Origin of the sequence: Pseudomonas sp. B2021, assembly GCF_018135665.1 — a bacterium.
Classification (GTDB): Bacteria; Pseudomonadota; Gammaproteobacteria; order Pseudomonadales; family Pseudomonadaceae; genus Aquipseudomonas; species Aquipseudomonas lactis.
Window position 1 is genome coordinate 1358997 of the sequence record NZ_SMOF01000001.1, and the last position, 19599, is coordinate 1378595.

Consider the following 19599-nt stretch of genomic DNA (forward strand, 5'->3'; position numbering starts at 1 on the left):
TTGCTGAATGAACGCGGCGCCTGTGAGTTTTTCGCGAGCAAGCTCGCTCCTACAAAATGCGGTCAGAACGCGATAGAGGTTTGCACATACACCGTGCGCGGCTCACCCACGTACTTGCCCTTGTTGTTGTCATCAAACGAGCGGGTGTAGTACTGCTTGTTGAAGATGTTTTTCACCCCCACCGCCACATTCAAGTCCGACAACTGCGGTCCGAAGTCATAGGCTGCGCGGCTGCTGAACAGCATGTAGCCGGGAATACGGCCATTGGCGCCGTCGGCGCTTTCGGCTTGGGTGTTGGCGTTGTCGGCGAACTGGCTGCTCTGGTAGCTGCTGTCCACATTCAGCTTCCATGGGCCTTCGGTGTAACCCACGCCGAGGGTACCTTTGTGCTTGGAGGAGAAAGGCACGCGGTTGCCTTTGTTCGGGCCGTCTTCGCGGATGGTCGCATCCACATAGGCGTAGGTGGCGTACACGTCAAACCCTGCCAGCGCCGGGCTCAGGCCGTCGAGGGCGTAGTTGATGCTCGACTCGATGCCCTGGTGGCGGGTTTCACCGCGGGCGATCACGGTGTCGTTGGTCTGGTTGCTGTCGTACTGGTTGTCGAAGTTGATCAGGAAGGCACCGATTTCCGCACGCAGGTTGCCGTTGTCATAGCGCGTGCCGAGTTCCCAGGTGCGGGCTTTTTCCGGTTTCACTTCGCCGCTGTTCACACGGTTGGGCATCTGGCTGTATTGCACGCTGCCGAACGAGCCTTCGGTGTTGGCGTACAGGTTCCAGTCGTCGGTGAGGTGGTAGAGCACGTTCAGCGCGGGCAGCGCGGTGTTGTAGTCACCCTTGTATTTGACGTTGCTCAGGTTGTTGGTCTGCTGGGACTTGATCATCTCGTAGCGAATGCCTGGGGTGATGGTCCACTTGCCGATGTCGATGCGGTCGTCGATGAAGAACGCATTGGCTTCGGTGCCGCCGCGCGTGTCGCGGTCGTTGCGGCTGTTGGTGGTGGGGATTTGCTGGTTGGCGGCAATCGGTGTGCGGTAGCGCAGTTCGTGGCCGGCTTCATTGATGTAGCGGTAGCCCACACCCACTTCGTGGCTGGTGGGGCCGAGGTCGAAGCCCTGGGCGAAGCGCGTTTCCAGGCCGCGTACCCAATATTCCCGTGGCGACAGCGACAGGAAACTGCCCTGGTCCAGGTAACCGCTGCGCAGGGTCTTTGTGAAGAAACTGTTGATCGTGAATTCGCGGCGGTCCTGCTCGTAGCGGTAGCCGACGTTGAACATCGTGCGGCGGCCCCAGAACTTGTCGTAGGGCCGAGTGGACTGATACGGGTCGGCCTTGTAGTCCTTGACGTTCAAACCGCCCGGCATGTCGGCCTGGCCTTCGTAGTACTGCGCCATGGCGTTGAAGCTGTTGGCGTCGTCCAGTTGGTATTTGCCCTTGAGGATCAGGTCGTCGATGCGCGTGTTGCTGTTTTCGCGCCAATCGCCGCCGCGGGTGCCGGAGTACAAGAGCGCGCCGCCCAGGCCATTGTCGGCGGTGCCGCCCGCCAGCAGGTTGCCGGTGGTCTTGAAGCCGTCGTGGCTGGAGGAGGGGCTGGTCTCGGTCTGCAAACCGCCCTTGACCGTCGGCGCATCCGGGATGGCACGGGTGACGAAGTTGACGATGCCACCGACGTTTTGCGGGCCGTAGCGCACCGCACCGCCGCCGCGTACCACATCCACCGCGTCCATATTGCCCATGCTGATCGGCGCGAAGGAGAGTTGCGGCTGGCCGTAAGGCGCGAAGGGCACCGGGATGCCATCCATCAGCACGGTGGAGCGCGACGCCAGGCGCGGGTTGAGCCCGCGAATACCGAAGTTCAGCGCCATGTCGTGGCTACCGGTGCCGTTGTTGTCCGGGGCGTTGACGCCAGGGATGCGGTTAAGCACATCGCGGGCCTGGGTGGCGCCCTGGCGTTCGAATTCTTCACGGCGGATCACATCTCGGGCGCCGGGGTGTTCGAACACGTTGGTTTGCGCCGCGTCACCGAGCCAGTCGCCGACCACGTTGGAGGTCTGCAACTCCAGGGTAGCGGGGGCGCCCGCTGGTTGCAGGCTGTAGGCGTTATCACCCTCTGCGCGGGCTTGCAGGCCGGTGCCTTCCAGTAGTTTTTGCAAGCCCTCGGCAGCGCTGTAATTGCCCGACAGCCCTGGGCTTTGCATACCGGCCGTCACTGCCGAACCGAAGGACACCAGCACGCCGGCTTCGCGACCGAATTGATTCAGGGCCGCTTCCAGGGTGGTCGGCGCGATGTGGTACGCCTTGGCGTCGGCTGCCATCACCGCCGGCAGTGCGGTCAGGCTGAGGCTGGCACCGAGCAGGAGTTGGCGCAGGGTACGGGCGAGAAGCGTCGGTTGCTGGGGCATGAAGGGCGGTCCTGAGAAGGAAGGATCAAGGGGGGGCTTTCCTTCTCTGTCACGCCAGGTGCGGAAAACGGCTCACAATTGCGTATAAATATTTTTGAATGCGCTTCCCACTGTAGGAGCGAGCTTGCTCGCGAAAGTCGTCAACGATAATGCGGGTTGTCTGGTTTAACGCGGTGGGTTGAGGTTTTTCGCGAGCAAGCTCGCTCCTACAAAAAGCGCTTGCATCACGCACGTGCCTGCACGGTCACCCAATAACGCGTAAAACGCCGCACTTTCACCGGCAGGCTGATTTCCAGCAGGTCGAGGATGCGTTCGCTGTCGTCCAGCGGGTAGCTGCCGGACAGCAGCAGGTTGGCCACTTGTGGATCGCAATGGAGCTGGCCGCGACGATAGCGCCCCAGTTCACTCAAGAAGTCTTCCAGGCGCATATGTGCGGCCACCAGCATGCCGTCGGCCCAGGCGCCGCTGTTGGCGTCGGTGGCGCGCGGGGTGTCCCAGCCTTTGCGGGTGAAATTGACCTGGTGCGCGGCATCAACGCTCAGCGCCAAGCCGTTGTAGCGGTTGGGCATCACCTCGACCTGGCCGGCCAGCACCGCCAGTTGGGTGTGGTCGTTGAACTGGCGCACAGTCAAGCGCGCCGCCTGGCTGCTGAGCAGGCCCTGGCCGGTCAGCACGTGCAACGGCGCCTGGCCTGCACGGGCAGTGAGCAGGATTTCACCTTCAAGCAGGCGCACCAGGCGCTGCTGGCCGTCGAAATGCACATCCACAGCGCTGCCGGTGTTGAGCTGCAACTGGCTGCCGTCGGCCAGTTGCACCGTGCGGCGTTGGCCCACCGGGCTGCGATAGTCAGCCGTCAGCGGCGGCAGGATATGTTGCTGGCGCAGGCTCCAGGCAGCGGCTGAACCGGCACCCAGAATCAGCAGCAACTTAAGCGCCTGGCGCCGGTTGCTGGAGGTGGGGGCATTCAACGCGGCGTGAGCCAGGGGCGAGGGCACGCCGCGCAGGCGTTGGTTGACGCGCTGGATCTGCTCCCACGCGCGTTGGTGTTCGATGTGAGCATTCAACCATTGCTGCCAGGCCGCCTGCTGGCGTGGGTTGAGCGCGCCTTGCTGCATTTCCAGCAACCAGTGCACGGCTTGTTCGGCGACTTGGCTGGAGACGTTCATAGGGCGAAGTAGCAGCGCATGGCCGCTTTGGTCAGGTGGCGTTTGACGGTGGCGATGGAGATGCCCAGTTGCGCGCCGATTTGCGCGTAGGTCAGGCCGTCGAGTTGGGCCAGCAGGAAAGCGCGTTTGACCTGCTTGGGCAAGCCGTCGAGCAGTTGGTCCAGTTCCAGCAGGGTTTGCAGGATGATTGCGCGGTCTTCTTCCGACGGTGCCACGTGTTCGGGCATCTGCGCCAAGGCCTCGAGGTAGGCGCGCTCCAGGTCCTGGCGGCGGTAGAAGTTGAACAGCACGCGCTTGGCCACGGTGGTGAGGAAGGCGCGCGGCTCGATCAGCGTTGGCGCTTCCCGGGCACTGAGCACGCGGATGAAGGTGTCCTGCGCCAGGTCGGCCGCGTTGTCCGGGCAGCCGAGCTTGCGCCGCAACCAGCCGGTAAGCCAGTGGTGATGGTCGTTGTACAACACTTCGACGGGATTGGACGGCTGCAACGCGATCACTCCGCAAGCATTCGACATGCTTTAGAGAACAAGAATTGTTCGCATTGTAGGGCCCGTGACCGGGTTCGGCAATCGGGCAGGGCAGGTGATTCATCCGTTCTCTTTTGCTTATGAGAATATTTATCATTAATATTGCGCGCTGATGAACCAGGCGCCTGCCGCATGAAAAGCAAAACCTCATTGCCCGTTTCCTACCGCCTTGCCGTCACCTCGCGCGTGCTGGCGGCGGTGATTGGTGGTTACCTGATGGCCTCCCTGGCCGCCATTTGCCTGGCGCTGTGGCTGCCCACTACCCGTGCCGATGCGGTGGTTACCGGCATGATGAGTTCCTTTGTGTTCTACCTGCTGGCGGTGCTCTGGTGTTTTGCCTGCCGCACGGCATGGCGCGCCTGGGCAGGGGTGATGGTGCCGAGTGCGCTGTTTGCCACCCTGGCCGGCATTGGTTTCTGGATGGCTCGCACATGAAAGAGGGCTTTCGCCAGGCCATGGCCTGGTTGCACACCTGGGCAGGCTTGATCTTCGGTTGGCTGCTGTTCGCGATTTTCCTGACCGGCACCCTGGCCTATTTCAAAGATGAAATAACCCACTGGATGCAGCCCGAAGTGCAGGCCCATCCCCTGGACGATGGGCGCAGCCTCGCCGTCGCGCAAAGCTACCTGCAACAGCAGGCGCCCACCGCCGCGCGCTGGTTCATTACCTTGCCGACCCGCCGCGACCCCGGCTTGTCGGTGATGTGGCAGGACAAGCTCGAGCCCGGCAAGCGCGGCACCTTCATCCAGAAAGTCCTCGACCCCGTCACCGGCCAAGCGGTGCAGGCCCGCGAAAGCAAGGGCGGCGAGTTCTTCTATCGTTTCCACTTCCAGCTGCAAATGCCTTACCCGTGGGGCCGCTGGCTGTCGACCATCGCCGCCATGGTGATGTTCGTCGCGCTGATCACCGGCATCATCACCCACAAGAAAATCTTCAAGGACTTCTTCACCTTCCGCCCCCGCAAAGGCCAGCGCTCCTGGCTGGACGGGCACAACGCGGTGGGTGTGCTGGTGCTGCCGTTTCACCTGATGATCACCTACAGCAGCCTGGTGATTTTCATGAGCATGGTCATGCCCGCGCCCATCGTGGCGTCCTATGGCGACGACAGCCGGGCGTTTTTCAATGAGCTGTTTCCCAACACCAACAATGCGCCGGCCCTTGGCCAGCCAGGGCAGTTGCTGCCGTTATTGCCGCTGTACCAGCAGGCGCGGGAGCAGTGGGCGGGTGGTCATGTAGGGCGGGTGGCGGTCAACAACCCCGGCGATGCCAACGCCTCGGTCAATGTGTTCCGCGCCGGCTCCGACAGCGTAGTGCATGCCTCCGGCAGTACCCTGTCGTTCAACGGCACCACCGGCGAGCTGTTGCGAGGCAGTGCCGAGCCGTCATTGGCGACGGCCATCGGTGGCAGTTTCTACGGTTTGCACATGGGCCATTTCGCCGGCCCAGTGCTGCGCTGGCTGTACTTTATTTGCGGCCTGGCGGGCACGGCGATGATCGGTACGGGCTTGGTGATCTGGCTGGGCAAGCGCCAGCTCAAACATGCCAAAGCCTCGGTCATGCCGTTTGAACTGCGCCTGGTGGAGGTGTTGAATATCGCCAGCATGTCCGGATTGATGATCGCCATCGCGGCGTTTTTCTGGGCCAACCGCCTGTTGCCGGTAAGCTTCGCTGCGCGTTCCGACTGGGAAGTGCAGGCGTTCTTTATCGCCTGGAGCCTGAGCCTGTTGCACGCCTTGCTGCGGCGCGGTCGCCAGGGTTGGGTCGAGCAACTGAGCTTCGGCGCGCTGTTGTTTGCCGCCATTCCATTGCTTAACGCCATCACCACCGCGCACCACTTGGGCGTCTCCGTGCCAAACGGCGACTGGGCCATGGCCGGCTTCGACCTCACCTGCCTGGCCAGCGGCATGTTCCTGGCCTGGGCGGCGTGGAAGATGCACCACCGCACCGCGCCGCAACCCAAGGCTGAGCGTGCCCGCGGGTTGACACTCAAGCAGCAGGCCCACTGATGCTCCTCGCGCTATTGATGTGCTACGCCGGGTTTACCGCGCTGTGTTTGTCTACCGACCGTCACCACGGCGAATTGCTGCACTGCAAACCCACGCCCACGCGGCGCCTGGCGCTGCGGGTGGGCGGCTGGTTGCTGCTGGCCGTGTCGATCTGGCCGGCCGTGCTTGGTGCTGGTTGGGGCCAGGGCCTAGTGGAGTGGTGCGCGGTGTTGATGCTCAGCGCCTTGCTGCTGGTGTTGCTGCTGCCGTATCGGCCAAGGCTGGCCTTGATCCTGGCGGGCCTCGGCCTGTTGGCCAGCCCTGTTGCGGCGTTCGCCCTATCTTGAGTCGGCCATGAGGATCAACCCACCGCCGCAACCCCAGGACAATCCGCATGCGGAGGCGGCCGGTGGGCGCGCGCATTTTTTGCAGGTGTTTTTGTCCCAGCGTTCGCAAATGGAGGCGTTGGTCAGCCGTCGCGTCGGGTGCCGCGCCACGGCAGCCGACCTGGTGCAGGATTTGTTCCTGCGCTTTTGGCGTCGCCCGCTGGTGCAGGTTGAAGAGCTGAGCACCTACCTGCTGCGTTGCGCCGGCAATATCGCCATCGACCACCTGCGCAGCGAAGGCGCACGGGCGCGCAGCAGTGAAGGCTGGCTACCCGAGCAGTCAGACAATCAAGGCTGCGAACCCCAGGCGGCGCTGGAGGCGGGCAATGATCTGCGCCATGTGGAAGCCGCCTTGCGCAGCTTGCCCGAACGCACCCGCCAGATTTTCCTGCTTAACCGCATTCACGGCCGCAAATACGCAGAAATCGCCAAAGCCATGGGCCTGTCCCAAAGCGCCGTGGAAAAACATATGATGCGCGCCCTCGAAGCCTGCAAGGCCAGCCTTCGCGAACCATCGCCGCCACGCACGCCAGGGAAAGCCCCGTGAACGTCACGCCCACGCCCGCCCAGGAACAGGCCGCGCTCGATTGGCTGAGCCTGCTGCATGACCAGCCCAGCAGCGGCGACCAGGCCACGTTCAGCCGCTGGTTACGCGCAGATCCCGCACACGTCGAGGCCTATTCCCAAGCCCAGGTGCTCTGGGAATTGAGCGAAGTGCCGGCGCGCCAACTGGCCGACGAGGACGCGCTCGCCTTGCAGGGCTACCTCAATAGGATCACCGCCTCCAAACGCTCCCGGGTGGCGCGTTGGTCTGGTGCCTTGGCCGTCGCTGCCTGCCTGCTGCTGATGGTGTCGATGGGCGCCGGTTGGCAGCCGTCGCGCTGGGTCGATGAATGGGGCGCCGATTATGTGACGGCGCCGGGGGAGGTGCAGACTTTCACCCTGGCCGATCAATCCAAGGTCACCCTAGACGCCGACAGCGCCATCGCCGTGGATTTCAGCCAGGGCGAACGGCACATCCAATTGCGCCGTGGTGCAGGTTTTTTCAGTGTGACCCACACCGGCCAACCCTTCGTGGTGGAGGCGAGCGGCGGTGAAGCGCGGGTAATGGGAACGCAGTTTGAAGTGCGCCTGCAACCTGACGGCGCCGAGGTCACTGTGCTGTCCGGCCGTGTGGGCGTGACGCCCTCCAAACAGGGCCAGCAACAGGTGCTGACAGCGGGCCAGCAAGTGGCCTATGCCGACGGTATTGCCGACCCTTTGCATGGGGTCGACAGCGCCTCACGCCTGGCTTGGCGCGAAGGTTGGCTCAACTACTACAGGGCACCCCTGGCCGATGTGGTCCAGGACCTGAGGCGTTATTACCCCGGCCGAATTCTTCTGCTTAACGAAAACATGGCCGCCAAACGCGTCAGCGGCAGCTTTCCGAGCCAGGACCCTGTAGCGGTCTTGAACGCCTTGCAAGCGGTGTTGGGCTTTGAACAGCACACCTTGTTGGGCCGAATGATTGTGTTGCGCTAGGCCCGCAGCGCCTTCATCGAACCTTCATCGCAATCGCCACAACCTGTCACCAAACGGTTACACGTGCCGTGGATCATCCCTGGGTTCCTGAACAAGTGGTCAGGAAGCTCGCATCTGCCCCATACAACACAACAATGTCAGTAAGGGATCTACACGTGAACCACAACACTCTTTATGCCCTGCTCCTCGCATCGGGCCTGGGCGGCTTTGCGCCGCTGGTTTTGGCCGATGATGCCCAGGATGTAGGCTCGGTGAACATCGCCGGCAAGCAAACCCTTGGCAGCGGTCACATGATTCTCGAAGAAAGTGCGAAGGCACGCTCGACGGTGACCAAGCAAGCCATGGACGAAATGTCGGCCACCGCCAACGCCATCGACAAGCTCAAGTACACGCCGGGCATCAACGTTTCCAGTGATGACGCCAGCGGCACCAGTGGCACCAGTTTTACCATGCGGGGCATGAGTTCCGACCAGGTCGGCGTCTCGGTGGACGGCGTGCCGATCAACGATTCGGGCAACTACAGTGTGTACTCCAACCAGTTGGGCGACCCGGAAAACCTGGCCGAAGTGTTCGCCACCCAAGGTTCCTCCGAGGCCGACGGCCCGCACATCGGCTCCAGCGGCGGCAACATTGGCATGATCACCATTCGCCCGACCAAGGACGCCGGGGTTTTCGCCAAACAGATCGTCGGTGCCAACGCCCTGCGCAAGACCTTCGTGCGAGCGAACACCGGGGATGTGGGTGGCCTGAAAACCTGGGTGTCGGCATCCCACCTGGAAGGTGACAAATGGCGCGGCAAGGGCACTCTGCGCAGCGACAAGATCGAGTGGAGCAGCCTGTTCGAAGGGGATAACGGCAACTCCACATTGGCCACGATCAAGTACAACAAGCAGGAAAACTACAACTACAACAGCCTTAGCAAGGCGCAGTTCGACACCGAAGGACGGCGTAAGGATTACGCGCAAAGCCCGGTGTACAAGGCTGGTTTGCTGTCGGCGTCCTACAAGCTCAACCGCAACCCGTTCGAAAGCGTCAACGCTACGCTGACCCAGCGCTGGCAACTGCAGGACAATTTGTCGCTGACGCTCACGCCGTATTACTACTGGGCCAACGGTGGCAGCTTCAGCGGCCAGACGGCTTCCAACCTGGGGCCAAAGTCCGACAAGGCCGGCAACTACGACCTGAGTAACCTGCAATCGGCCAACTATTACCGCCCTTCGTGGACCGAAACCTGGCGCCCTGGCTTCACGGCGAAAATGAAGTGGGACATCAACGAAGAACACAGCCTGGACTATGGCTACTGGTACGAACGCGCACGCCAGCGCCAGACCCAGCCCTTTATCGGCATTAACAACGAAGGTGCCCCCGACGATGTGTGGGGCGACTACAACAGCGGCGGCCAGGTGGTCGACAAAAACGGCGCTACGGTCCAGGGCCGTCACTACTACACCGTCACTCCCGCGCAGAAGCTCTGGGTACAGGACAACTGGCAAGCCACACCGGACCTGAGTTTTGTTGGCGGCGTGGCCTACCAATATGTCGAGCGTGACGGCAACAACCTCGGCAGCCTGTACGACACACCGGAGAAGCGTAACACCCGCTACCACCAGTTCCTGCCCAACTTCAGCGCCAAGTACCAGGTCGATGAAAGCAACCAGGCGTTCTACAACGTCACCCGCAATATGCGCACGCCGCCCAACTACGTGCTGTACAACAAGGGCGACTCCGTCAGCCTCAAGTCCGAGTTGAGCTGGAACCAGGAACTGGGCTGGCGCTACACCGAAGACGATATGGCCTTGAGTGCGACCCTGTTCTACATCAGCTTCAAGGATCGCCAGGTCTCGACCACCGACGCCAGCGGTGACTACATGGTGCTCAACGTCGGCACTGTCGATAACAAAGGCCTGGAGCTGGAATGGAGCGGCCTGTTGCCGCACAACTTCAATTACTACGCGTCCTATACCTACACCCAGTCTGAGCAGAAGGACGACCTGCTCAGCAAGAACGTGCTGCTACCAACCTCGGGCAAGCAATTGGCCAACGTGCCGGAAAACATGTTCAACCTGGTGTTCGGGTATGACGATTCGCGGTTCTACGGCAACATTGCAGGCAAATATGTCGGCAGTTTCTATGGCGATTTGACCAACAAGGAGAAGATCGAAGGCCGTACGGTGTTTGACCTGAACGCGGGTATTTATTTGCCGGTGGATAAGAAGGTCATCAAGTCGGCGGCACTGCGGTTTTCGATGCTCAACGTGTTCGACAAGGAGTACTTGAGCTCGGCGCGTACGGTGGCGTTCAACTCGGCGCCGGTGAACGGGTTGGGGGCGAGCACGGCGTATTACAACGTGGGTGAGGAGCGCACGGCGATGGTGTCGCTGGAAGCCAACTTCTAAGCCCACCCGCAAGCCCAATGTGCAGAGCTGACTTGTGTGGGAGCTGGCTTGCCTGCGATAGCGGTGTGTCAGTCACAGGTATTGAACCTGTTACACCGCCATCGCAGGCAAGCCAGCTCCCACATTTGATTGTGTGTTACTTCAATGCGGCCATGATCGCTTCAGGGTTGTAGTCGCGAATCAACGTGCCGTTCACATCCACAAACGGAATCCCACCACCGCCCAGCGCCTCATACGCCTTGCGCGCCTGGGCATCCTTCTCGATATCGACGGCCTGGTACGGGATACCCTTCTGGTCCAGAAAACGCCGGATCTGCTTGCAGTACCCACACCATTCGGTGGCATAGAGCACCACCCGCGCAGAGGCGCGCACCTGCTCCGGGACCACCTGGGACGGGTTGAACAGCCGCTCGACCTTGCCCCAGTTCTGGATCGCAACCACCACCAGCAACACCAGCAGGACTTTCTTGAGTACCCCGCCCAGCATCAGTTACGGCGCTTGAGCTGGTCGGTCAGTTGGGTCGGCAGGCCCTTGATGATCAAGGTGCCGGCGGCTTCGTCGTACTCGATCTTGTCGCCCAGCAGGTGCGCTTCAAAGCTGATGGACAGGCCCTCGGCGCGCCCGGTGAAGCGGCGGAACTGGTTGAGGGTGCGTTTGTCGGCCGGAATTTCCGGCGACAGGCCGTAATCCTTGTTGCGGATGTGGTCGTAGAAGGCTTTTGGCCGGTCTTCATCGATCAGGCCCGAGAGCTCTTCCAGGCCCATGGGTTCGCCGAGCTTCGCCTGGCTGCTGGCGTAGTCCACCAGGGTCTTGGTTTTCTCGCGGGCGGACTCGTCGGGCAGGTCTTCGCTTTCGACGAAGTCACTGAACGCCTTGAGCAGGGTGCGGGTTTCGCCCGGGCCATCCACGCCTTCCTGGCAGCCGATAAAGTCGCGGAAGTACTCCGAGACCTTCTTGCCGTTCTTGCCTTTGATGAAGGAGATGTACTGCTTGGACTGCTTGTTGTTCTGCCACTCGGAGACGTTGATACGCGCCGCCAGGTGCAACTGGCCCAGGTCCAGGTGGCGCGAGGGCGTCACGTCCAGCTCGTCGGTCACCGCCACGCCTTCGCTGTGGTGCAGCAGGGCGATGGCCAGGTAGTCGGTCATGCCTTGCTGGTAATGGGCAAACAGCACATGGCCGCCGGTGGAGAGGTTGGATTCCTCCATCAGCTTCTGCAGGTGCTCTACCGCCGTGCGGCTGAAGCTGGTGAAGTCCTGGCCACCGTCAAAGTACTCCTTCAACCAACCGCTGAACGGGTGCGCGCCGGACTCGGCATGGAAGAAACCCCAGGCCTTGCCTTGTTTGGCGTTGTAGCTCTCGTTGAGGTCGGCAAGCATGTTCTCGATGGCGGCGGACTCGGCCAGTTCCGTGTCGCGGGCGTGAAGAACTGCGGGTGTGCCGTCGGGTTTTTTGTCGATCAGGTGGACGATGCAATGACGGATCGGCATAGGCTTCTCGGCTGGTTGAAGGGGGAGCGGTTGGCCTCCCCGAAAAGTCGCCCAGTGTACCGCACCCATTGGTCAAGACGTGCCCCGAACGGCATTTTGCACGCCCTGTGACTGGCCATATGCCTTTTTTTCACGGTTTAGAGCGATAAAGCTGACCAAATGGGTATGTTGAGGCGGATATTTCCCCGTCTCTGTGCTAGTTTTGCCCCGTCTTACGCCAAGTCTCGGCGTTAAGCGTGCATTCAGCATTTGTCAGGTCGAACCAATCCCCGATTCAAGCATCTATAACCCCGATCTCCGTGGTTATAGCCGGGGATGCCAGGCCATGACGGTCGGGCTCGACGGCTGACACTGCACTCTGCAATCCATATGAATTTGATAGGGAAGGAACACCACAATGGCTATTACTAAAGACCAACTGATCGCTGACCTGGCTGAAGCAGTAGACGCACCGAAAACTACCGTGCGTGCTCTGCTGGACCAACTGAGCCAAGTTGTTGCTGATCAGCTGGAAAATGGCGGCGAAATCACTCTGCCAGGCGTTGGCAAACTGAAAGTGACCGAGCGTCCTGCCCGTACTGGCCGTAACCCTTCGACTGGCGCTGCCATCGAAATCGCTGCCAAGAAAGTTATCAAGCTGGTTGTGGCTAAAGGCCTGACCGACGCTGTTAACAAGTAAGACGCAGCAAAAAAAACCGTGCTTCGGAGTGATCCGGGCACGGTTTTTTATTGCCTGCGATTTTATTGTGTGGCGGGCTTATCGAACCCAGCGCTGGCGCCAGATCTGCTGCTCGTTCTTGGTCTGGAACGTCCAGGCCACAAAGCGGCTCTGCTTCTGCCCCTGGGACATCTCCACTACCTGGCTTTCCAGCACGCCGGCTTTTTTCAGCGCCGTTTCGATCGCCGGCAGGTTGGAGGCTTTGGACACCAGGGTGCTGAACCACAGCACTTTATGCGCAAAGTGCGCGCTTTCGGCGATCAACTGCGTCACAAACCGCGCCTCGCCGCCCTCACACCACAGTTCGGCCGATTGACCACCGAAGTTGAGCACCGGCAATTTGCGTTTCGGGTCGGCCTTGCCCAAGGCGCGCCACTTGCGCTCGCTGCCTTTGGTGGCTTCGTCCATGGACGCATGGAAGGGCGGGTTGCACATCGTAAGGTCAAAGCGTTCACCCGGCTCCAGCAGGCCCAACAGAATTTGTTTGGGGTTGGGTTGCTGGCGCAACTGGATGACCTTGCTCAGGTCGTTGGATTGCACGATGGCCTTGGCGGCGCTCACGGCGATCGGGTCGACCTCCGAGCCGAGGAAGTTCCAGCGGTACTCCATATAGCCAATCAGTGGGTAGACGCAGTTGGCGCCCATGCCGACGTCCAGCACCTTGACGATCGAACCGCGGGGAATCTTGCCCTCGTTGACGCTGGCCAGCAGGTCGGCGAGGAAATGCACATAGTCGGCACGCCCCGGTACCGGCGGGCATAGATAGTCCGCCGGGATATCCCAATGCTGGATGCCATAGAACGACTTCAGCAACGCCCGGTTGAACACCCGCACCGCATCCGGGCTGGCGAAGTCGATGCTCTCTTTGCCGTAGGGATTGATGATCACGAATTTGGCCAGTTCAGGCGTGGTCTTGATCAGCGCCGGGAAGTCGTAACGGCCCGTGTGGCGGTTGCGTGGGTGCAGGGTGGCCTCTTTGCGCGGCGCGACGGGTTTCGCCGTGGCGGCGGTTTTAGGCTTCTTGCGCGGTGGTTTGGGCGTAGTGGGGGCGGTCATGATGATTCTGGTGTTGGCTCAAAGTGATAGGCATTGTCACACATTCTTGAACACAACTCGGTCAAATGTGGGAGCTGGCTTGCCTGCGATGCAGGCGACTGGGGGTATCAGGCAGACCGAGGTGATGCTATCGCAGGCAAGCCAGCTCCCACAGGGATAAGGTTCAGAGTCGGAAATGGTGTCGTTTTGCTGGACAAAAAAAAGAGACCCGAAGGTCTCTTTTTTCACACGGCGCCAGCCTTACAGGCTGGAAATCCGCGCATGTTGCTCTGCCAGCTTGCCCAAGGCTTGTTCTGCCTCGGCCAACTTGGCGCGTTCTTTCTCGATCACTTCAGCCGGCGCCTTGTCGACGAACGCCGCGTTGGACAGCTTGCCGCCCACTCGTTGCACTTCGCCTTGCAGACGCGCAATTTCCTTGTCGAGGCGCGCAAGTTCCGCACCCTTGTCGATCAGTCCGGCCATTGGCACCAGCACTTCCATGTCGCCCACCAACGCAGTGGCGGACAGCGGTGCTTCGGCGCCTTCAGCCAATACGGTGATCGACTCCAGCTTGGCCAGCTTCTTGAGCAGTGCATCGTTCTCGCTGAGGCGACGCTGATCTTCGGCACTGGCGTTCTTGACGAACACGGCCAAAGGCTTGCCCGGCCCGATGTTCATCTCGGCGCGGATGTTGCGCGTGCCGAGCATCAGGGTCTTGAGCCATTCGATATCGCTTTCGGCGGCCTCATCGATGCGCGCTTCGTTGGCCACCGGCCAAGGTTGCAGCATGATGGTCTTGCCTTCGATACCGGCCAGCGGCGCCAGGCGCTGCCAGATTTCTTCGGTGATGAACGGCATGAACGGGTGCGCCAGGCGCAACGCCACTTCCAGCACGCGCACCAAGGTGCGACGGGTGCCGCGCTGGCGCTCGACCGGCGAGTTTTCGTCCCACAGCACCGGCTTGGACAGTTCCAGGTACCAGTCGCAATACTGGTTCCAGATGAACTCATACAGGGCCTGTGCGGCCAGGTCGAAACGAAACTGGTCGAGCTGGCGGGTCACTTCGGCTTCGGTGCGCTGCAGCTGCGAGATGATCCAGCGATCCGCCAGGCTCAACTCATAGGCTTCGCCGTTCTGGCCGCAGTCTTCGCCTTTGTCCAGCACGTAGCGCGCCGCATTCCAGATCTTGTTGCAGAAGTTGCGATAGCCTTCGACGCGGCCCATGTCGAACTTGATGTCGCGACCGGTGGAGGCCAGCGAGCAGAAGGTGAAGCGCAGGGCGTCGGTGCCGTAGCTGGCGATGCCGCCTTCGAACTCGTCGCGGGTCTGCTTCTCGATCTTTTTCGCCAGTTTCGGCTGCATCAGGCCCGAGGTGCGTTTCTGCACCAGGGTTTCCAGGTCGATGCCGTCGATGATATCCAGTGGGTCCAGGACGTTGCCCTTGGACTTGGACATCTTCTGGCCCTGGCCGTCGCGTACCAGGCCGTGTACGTACACGGTCTTGAACGGTACCTGCGGGGTGCCGTCTTCGTTCTTCACCAGGTGCATGGTGAGCATGATCATCCGGGCAACCCAGAAGAAAATGATGTCGAAGCCGGTGACCAGCACGTCGGTGGAGTGGAATTTCTTCAGGAACTCGGTCTGCTGCGGCCAGCCCAGGGTAGAGAAGGTCCACAGGCCCGAACTGAACCAGGTGTCCAGTACGTCGTTGTCCTGTTGCAGCGCGATGTCCGCGCCGAGGTTGTGCTTGGCGCGCACTTCGGCTTCGTCGCGGCCTACATAGACCTTGCCCGATTCGTCGTACCAGGCCGGAATGCGGTGGCCCCACCACAGCTGACGGCTGATGCACCAGTCCTGGATGTCGCGCATCCACGAGAAGTACATGTTTTCGTACTGTTTAGGCACGAACTGGATGCGGCCATCTTCCACGGCGGCAATCGCAGGCTCGGCCAGCGGCTTGGTGGACACGTACCACTGGTCGGTCAGCCACGGCTCGATCACGGTGCCGGAGCGGTCGCCCTTGGGCACTTTGAGGCCGTGGTCGTCGACGCTGACCAGCAAACCGGCGGCGTCGAAGGCGGCAACGATCTGCTTGCGCGCTTCAAAACGGTCGAGGCCGGCATATTCGGCCGGGATCTTGCCGTCGATGCTGTCGTTGAGCGAGCCGTCCAGGTTGAACACCTGGCAGGCCGGCAATACGGCGGCATTTTTGTCGAAGATGTTCAGCAGCGGCAGGTTGTGGCGCTTGCCGACTTCATAGTCGTTGAAATCGTGGGCCGGGGTGATTTTCACGCAGCCGGTGCCGAATTCAGGGTCGCAATAGTCGTCCGCGATGATCGGGATACGGCGGCCAACCAACGGCAGTTCGACGAACTTGCCGATCAGCGCCTGGTAGCGCTCGTCGTTCGGGTTAACGGCGACGGCGGCATCGCCGAGCATGGTTTCCGGACGGGTGGTGGCAACGATCAGGTAATCGTTGCCCTCGGCGGTCTTGGCGCCATCGGCCAGCGGATACTTGAGGTTCCACAGGAAGCCTTTCTCGTCGTGGTTTTCCACTTCGAGATCGGAAATCGCCGTGTGCAACTTGGTGTCCCAGTTGACCAGGCGCTTGCCGCGGTAGATCAGGCCGTCTTCGTGCAGGCGTACGAAGGCTTCTTTTACGGCTTCGGACAGGCCGTCGTCCATGGTGAAGCGCTCGCGGCTCCAGTCTACGGACGAACCCAGGCGACGGATCTGACGGCTGATATTGCCGCCGGACTGGTCCTTCCATTCCCAGACTTTCTCCAGGAATTTCTCGCGACCCAGGTCGTGACGGTTCTGGCCGGTGGCTTCCAGTTGGCGTTCCACCAGCATCTGGGTGGCGATACCGGCGTGGTCGGTGCCCGGTTGCCACAGGGTGTCGCGACCCTGCATGCGGCGGAAGCGGATCAACGCATCCATGATCGCATTGTTGAAGCCATGGCCCATGTGCAGGCTGCCAGTGACGTTCGGTGGCGGAATCATGATGGTGTACGAGTCGCCCGCACCTTGTGGGGCGAAATAGTTTTCGGACTCCCAGGTGTTGTACCAGGAAGTTTCGATAGCGTGGGGCTGGTAGGTCTTATCCATGCGCGGCGGGACCCTAGTTGGCATTTATTCAGGAAAGCCGGCAAGTATAACGGGGGATAGGGGCGAGGGCGAGGCGAAGACGGTTTAAGACCGATGCAGAATTAATGTGGGAGCTGGCTTGCCTGCGATGGCGGTGTCTCAGTCAGCATCTTCGGCGACTGATGCGCCGCCATCGCAGGCAAGCCAGCTCCCACAAGGATGGGGGGGACTTTCAGTTCTGGTATTGGCTGAGCAACCGCTCCATCCGCGCATCCATCCGACGCTTGATCTCGGCTTCGATATGCGGCGCAAAGTCGTCGATCACATCCTGCATGATCAATTGCGCAGCGGCGCGCAGTTCATTGTCCAGGTGCAGCAACAGCGCGTCCGGGGCTTTTTCGGCTGCTGGCGCTGGTTCTGCAACCACAGGTGCCGGCGCGGCAGGCTTGCCGCCGACCATGTCGAACAGCAGCGGGATCTGTACCTCGCCATCGGCCGTCTCGGTCAGCAGCGGCGGTTGCAGGTTGTCATCACCCAGCAACTGACGGATCGACTCCAGGTCATCCAGCAGGTGGTCGTCTTTTTTCAGCGGGTTTGGAGTGTCCATCATGTACTCAAAGTCGTTGTAGCCGGTGATCTTGCAGAGGATAGCCCTGTTCACGGTAGAAACGGAAACTCTCCCGCGCAGCCTGACGAATAGCCGGGTCTTCGACCACCACTTCCGCCACACGGGCGAACGCTTGGGCAAAGGCCGGTACCTTCAGGTCGAGGTTGACCAGCAAATCATGGTGATCGCCGCAATTATCCCCCAAACCCAGCACAACCAGGCTTTCGGGTTCGGATTCGGCGGGGCCGTGGGGCACGAAGCTCTCGCCCTTGAAGCGCCACAGGCGGGCATCGAGTTCGTCACGTTGGGCGGCATCGCTGCAGTGCAGGTAGATGCGATGGCCCATACGCCAGGCTTTTTCGGTGAGTTTGCAGGCAAAGTCCAGGCGCGCGAGGGGATCGGCGCTGGGCAATATATAGAAGTCGACTTGGGGCATTGGAAATCCTGGGGCTGACCTGATTACCCCCTGTAGGAGCGAGCTTGCTCGCGAAAAACCAGAGGACACCGCGTTCATCCAGAATGAACGCGTTATCAAAGGCGATCTTCGCGAGCAAGCTCGCTCCTACAGAAGGGCCGGGGCCGCTTAAGCTTTGGCGCGATCCAGCAGGTATTGGGTCAACAGGGGCACCGGACGGCCAGTGGCGCCCTTGTCCTTGCCGCCGCTGGTCCAGGCGGTGCCGGCGATGTCCAGGTGCGCCCAGTTGAAGTTCTTGGCAAAGCGCGACAGGAAGCAGGCCGCCGTGATGGTGCCGGCTTTAGGGCCACCGATGTTGGCGATGTCGGCGAACGGGCTGTCGAGCTGTTCCTGGTACTCATCGAACAGCGGCAGTTGCCAGGCGCGGTCGTCGGCGGCCTTGCCGGCGCTGAGCAGTTGCTCGATCAGTTCGTCGTTGTTGCCCAGCAGGCCGGAGGTGTGGGAGCCCAGGGCCACGATGCAGGCACCGGTCAGAGTGGCGATGTCGATCACGGCCTGGGGCTTGAAGCGCTCGGCGTAGGTCAGGGCGTCGCACAGCACCAGGCGGCCTTCGGCGTCGGTGTTGAGGATCTCCACAGTCTGGCCGCTCATGGTGGTGACGATATCGCCCGGGCGCGCAGCACCGCCGCTCGGCATATTCTCGGCACAGGCCAAAATGCACACCAGGTTGATCGGCAGCTTGAGCTCAAGCACCGCACGCAGGGTGCCGAACACGCTGGCGGCGCCGCCCATGTCGTACTTCATCTCGTCCATGCCGGCACCTGGCTTGAGGCTGATGCCGCCGGTGTCGAAGGTGATGCCTTTACCTACCAGGGCGTAAGGCTTCTCGGACTTCTTGCCGCCGTTGTATTGCATCACGATCAGGCGTGGCGGCTGGTCGCTGCCCTGGCCCACGGCATAGAACGAGCCCATGCCCAGGTCCTTGATTTTCTTCTCGTCCAGCACTTCAACCTTCAAGCCCTTGAACTCTTTGCCCAGTGCCTTGGCCTGTTCGCCCAGGAATGTCGGGTGGCAGATGTTCGGCGGCAGGTTGCCCAGGTCGCGAGTGAACGACATGCCATTAGCGATGGCCTGGGCGTGGGTGACGGCGCGCTGGACTTCAGCCTGGGCAGCCTTGATGGTCAGCAGGGTGATTTTCTTCAGGGCGCGGGGTTCGGCTTTCTGGCTCTTGAACTGGTCGAAAATATAGCCGCCGTCCACCAGCGACTCGGCCAGCAGGCGGGTCTTGCCGTAGCTGTCGCGGCCCTTGACCACGATTTCATCGAGTGCCAGCACCGCATCGCTGCCGCCCAGGCCCTTGAGGGTGGTGAGGATGCCGCTGACGATCTTGCGAAACGGACGGTCGCCCAGTTCGGCATCCTTGCCCACGCCCACCAGCAAAACGCGCTCGGCCTTAAGGTTGGGCAGGCTCTGCAGCAGCAGGCTCTGGCCGACTTTGCCGGCCAGGTCGCCGCGCTTGAGCACGGCGCTGATAGCGCCGCCGCTCAGTTCATCCAGTTGCTTGGCGGCGACGCCGAGTGTGCGGCCTTCGCCGACAGCGACCACGAGGGTGGCGGTTTTCAACGTTTCGGGGCTAACGCTTTTTACAACCAATTCCATTTTCGGGTCCCTTATCAAGGTCTGTGAGCCGCGAGCTTGTACTCCGGCTTTAAAGCTCGGCAGCGTTGTAAACCGCCAGCGACAAAGGCCGCAGTTTGAACCTCGCCAGCGGAGCCTGACAACCCTTGGCGCACGCTTTGTGCGTGCGCATGAGTAAGCTCCGTGACAGGCGCGGTCAATCACAGGATAATGCGCCATCTTTTTAGCCGG

At 61.3% G+C, this 19599-nt stretch carries 17 protein-coding genes; 7 read left to right on the top strand and 10 right to left on the bottom strand.

The window, feature by feature from the left end; genetic code table 11:
* Positions 1–62: 62 nt before the first annotated feature.
* The 3 genes from fecA to E1K68_RS06075 form a co-directional block, all read right to left on the bottom strand.
* Complete coding sequence (fecA, locus tag E1K68_RS06065; protein ID WP_003188819.1) at positions 63–2399, bottom strand: TonB-dependent Fe(3+) dicitrate receptor FecA; 2337 nt, start codon at positions 2397–2399, stop codon at positions 63–65.
* A 224-nt stretch (positions 2400–2623) separates the two neighbouring features.
* Positions 2624–3565 (bottom strand): FecR domain-containing protein, encoded by a 942-nt coding sequence (locus E1K68_RS06070; protein ID WP_003188820.1) that lies wholly within the window; start codon positions 3563–3565, stop codon positions 2624–2626.
* The gene (locus E1K68_RS06075; RefSeq protein ID WP_003188822.1) at positions 3562–4050 is read right to left on the bottom strand and encodes a sigma-70 family RNA polymerase sigma factor; all 489 of its coding nucleotides are present in this window, start codon (positions 4048–4050) and stop codon (positions 3562–3564) included. The genes E1K68_RS06070 and E1K68_RS06075 overlap by 4 nt, the downstream gene beginning before the upstream one ends.
* 171 nt (positions 4051–4221) lie before the next feature.
* Between E1K68_RS06075 and E1K68_RS06080 the strand changes: the two genes are divergently transcribed.
* The 6 genes from E1K68_RS06080 (at position 4222) to E1K68_RS06105 (ending at position 10377) form a co-directional block, all read left to right on the top strand.
* Positions 4222–4524, top strand: coding sequence for a DUF3649 domain-containing protein (locus E1K68_RS06080; protein ID WP_003188824.1), 303 nt, complete (start codon positions 4222–4224; stop codon positions 4522–4524).
* A complete protein-coding gene (locus E1K68_RS06085) occupies positions 4521–6095 on the top strand; it encodes a PepSY-associated TM helix domain-containing protein (RefSeq protein ID WP_212613872.1) in 1575 nt (524 codons plus the stop codon). Before E1K68_RS06080 ends, E1K68_RS06085 begins: the two co-directional genes overlap by 4 nt.
* On the top strand, positions 6095–6421 hold the full coding sequence (locus E1K68_RS06090; protein ID WP_003188828.1) for a DUF3325 domain-containing protein: 327 nt from the start codon (positions 6095–6097) through the stop codon (positions 6419–6421). Before E1K68_RS06085 ends, E1K68_RS06090 begins: the two co-directional genes overlap by 1 nt.
* Before the next feature lie 7 nt (positions 6422–6428).
* Complete coding sequence (locus E1K68_RS06095; RefSeq protein ID WP_003188829.1) at positions 6429–7007, top strand: RNA polymerase sigma factor; 579 nt, start codon at positions 6429–6431, stop codon at positions 7005–7007.
* Positions 7004–7981, top strand: coding sequence for a FecR family protein (locus E1K68_RS06100; RefSeq protein ID WP_212613873.1), 978 nt, complete (start codon positions 7004–7006; stop codon positions 7979–7981). The genes E1K68_RS06095 and E1K68_RS06100 overlap by 4 nt, the downstream gene beginning before the upstream one ends.
* Before the next feature lie 155 nt (positions 7982–8136).
* Positions 8137–10377: a TonB-dependent receptor gene (locus E1K68_RS06105; RefSeq protein ID WP_020301211.1), complete on the top strand. Its 2241-nt coding sequence runs from the start codon at positions 8137–8139 to the stop codon at positions 10375–10377.
* A 136-nt stretch (positions 10378–10513) separates the two neighbouring features.
* Here the strand turns inward: E1K68_RS06105 and E1K68_RS06110 are convergent, their stop codons facing one another.
* Both E1K68_RS06110 and yejK read right to left on the bottom strand, forming a co-directional pair.
* The gene (locus tag E1K68_RS06110) at positions 10514–10864 is read right to left on the bottom strand and encodes a glutaredoxin family protein (RefSeq protein ID WP_003188836.1); all 351 of its coding nucleotides are present in this window, start codon (positions 10862–10864) and stop codon (positions 10514–10516) included.
* Positions 10864–11868: a nucleoid-associated protein YejK gene (gene yejK / locus E1K68_RS06115; protein ID WP_014717069.1), complete on the bottom strand. Its 1005-nt coding sequence runs from the start codon at positions 11866–11868 to the stop codon at positions 10864–10866. Before yejK ends, E1K68_RS06110 begins: the two co-directional genes overlap by 1 nt.
* 397 nt (positions 11869–12265) lie before the next feature.
* On the opposite strand from yejK, the gene E1K68_RS06120 reads away from it, so the two are divergent.
* Positions 12266–12547, top strand: a complete 282-nt coding sequence (locus E1K68_RS06120) for an HU family DNA-binding protein (protein ID WP_003188840.1) — start codon at positions 12266–12268, stop codon at positions 12545–12547.
* Positions 12548–12625: 78 nt separating this feature from the next.
* On the opposite strand, the gene rlmF is transcribed toward E1K68_RS06120, so the two are convergent.
* The 5 genes from rlmF to E1K68_RS06145 form a co-directional block, all read right to left on the bottom strand.
* Positions 12626–13642: a 23S rRNA (adenine(1618)-N(6))-methyltransferase RlmF gene (rlmF, locus tag E1K68_RS06125; RefSeq protein WP_003188841.1), complete on the bottom strand. Its 1017-nt coding sequence runs from the start codon at positions 13640–13642 to the stop codon at positions 12626–12628.
* Between the two features lie 240 nt (positions 13643–13882).
* Positions 13883–16729: a valine--tRNA ligase gene (locus E1K68_RS06130; protein ID WP_003188842.1), complete on the bottom strand. Its 2847-nt coding sequence runs from the start codon at positions 16727–16729 to the stop codon at positions 13883–13885.
* Between the two features lie 211 nt (positions 16730–16940).
* The gene (locus tag E1K68_RS06135; protein WP_003188844.1) at positions 16941–17315 is read right to left on the bottom strand and encodes a hypothetical protein; all 375 of its coding nucleotides are present in this window, start codon (positions 17313–17315) and stop codon (positions 16941–16943) included.
* Between the two features lie 7 nt (positions 17316–17322).
* Positions 17323–17751: a DNA polymerase III subunit chi gene (locus tag E1K68_RS06140; protein WP_003188845.1), complete on the bottom strand. Its 429-nt coding sequence runs from the start codon at positions 17749–17751 to the stop codon at positions 17323–17325.
* Positions 17752–17898: 147 nt separating this feature from the next.
* A complete protein-coding gene (locus E1K68_RS06145; protein ID WP_034128658.1) occupies positions 17899–19389 on the bottom strand; it encodes a leucyl aminopeptidase in 1491 nt (496 codons plus the stop codon).
* Positions 19390–19599 lie beyond the last annotated feature (210 nt).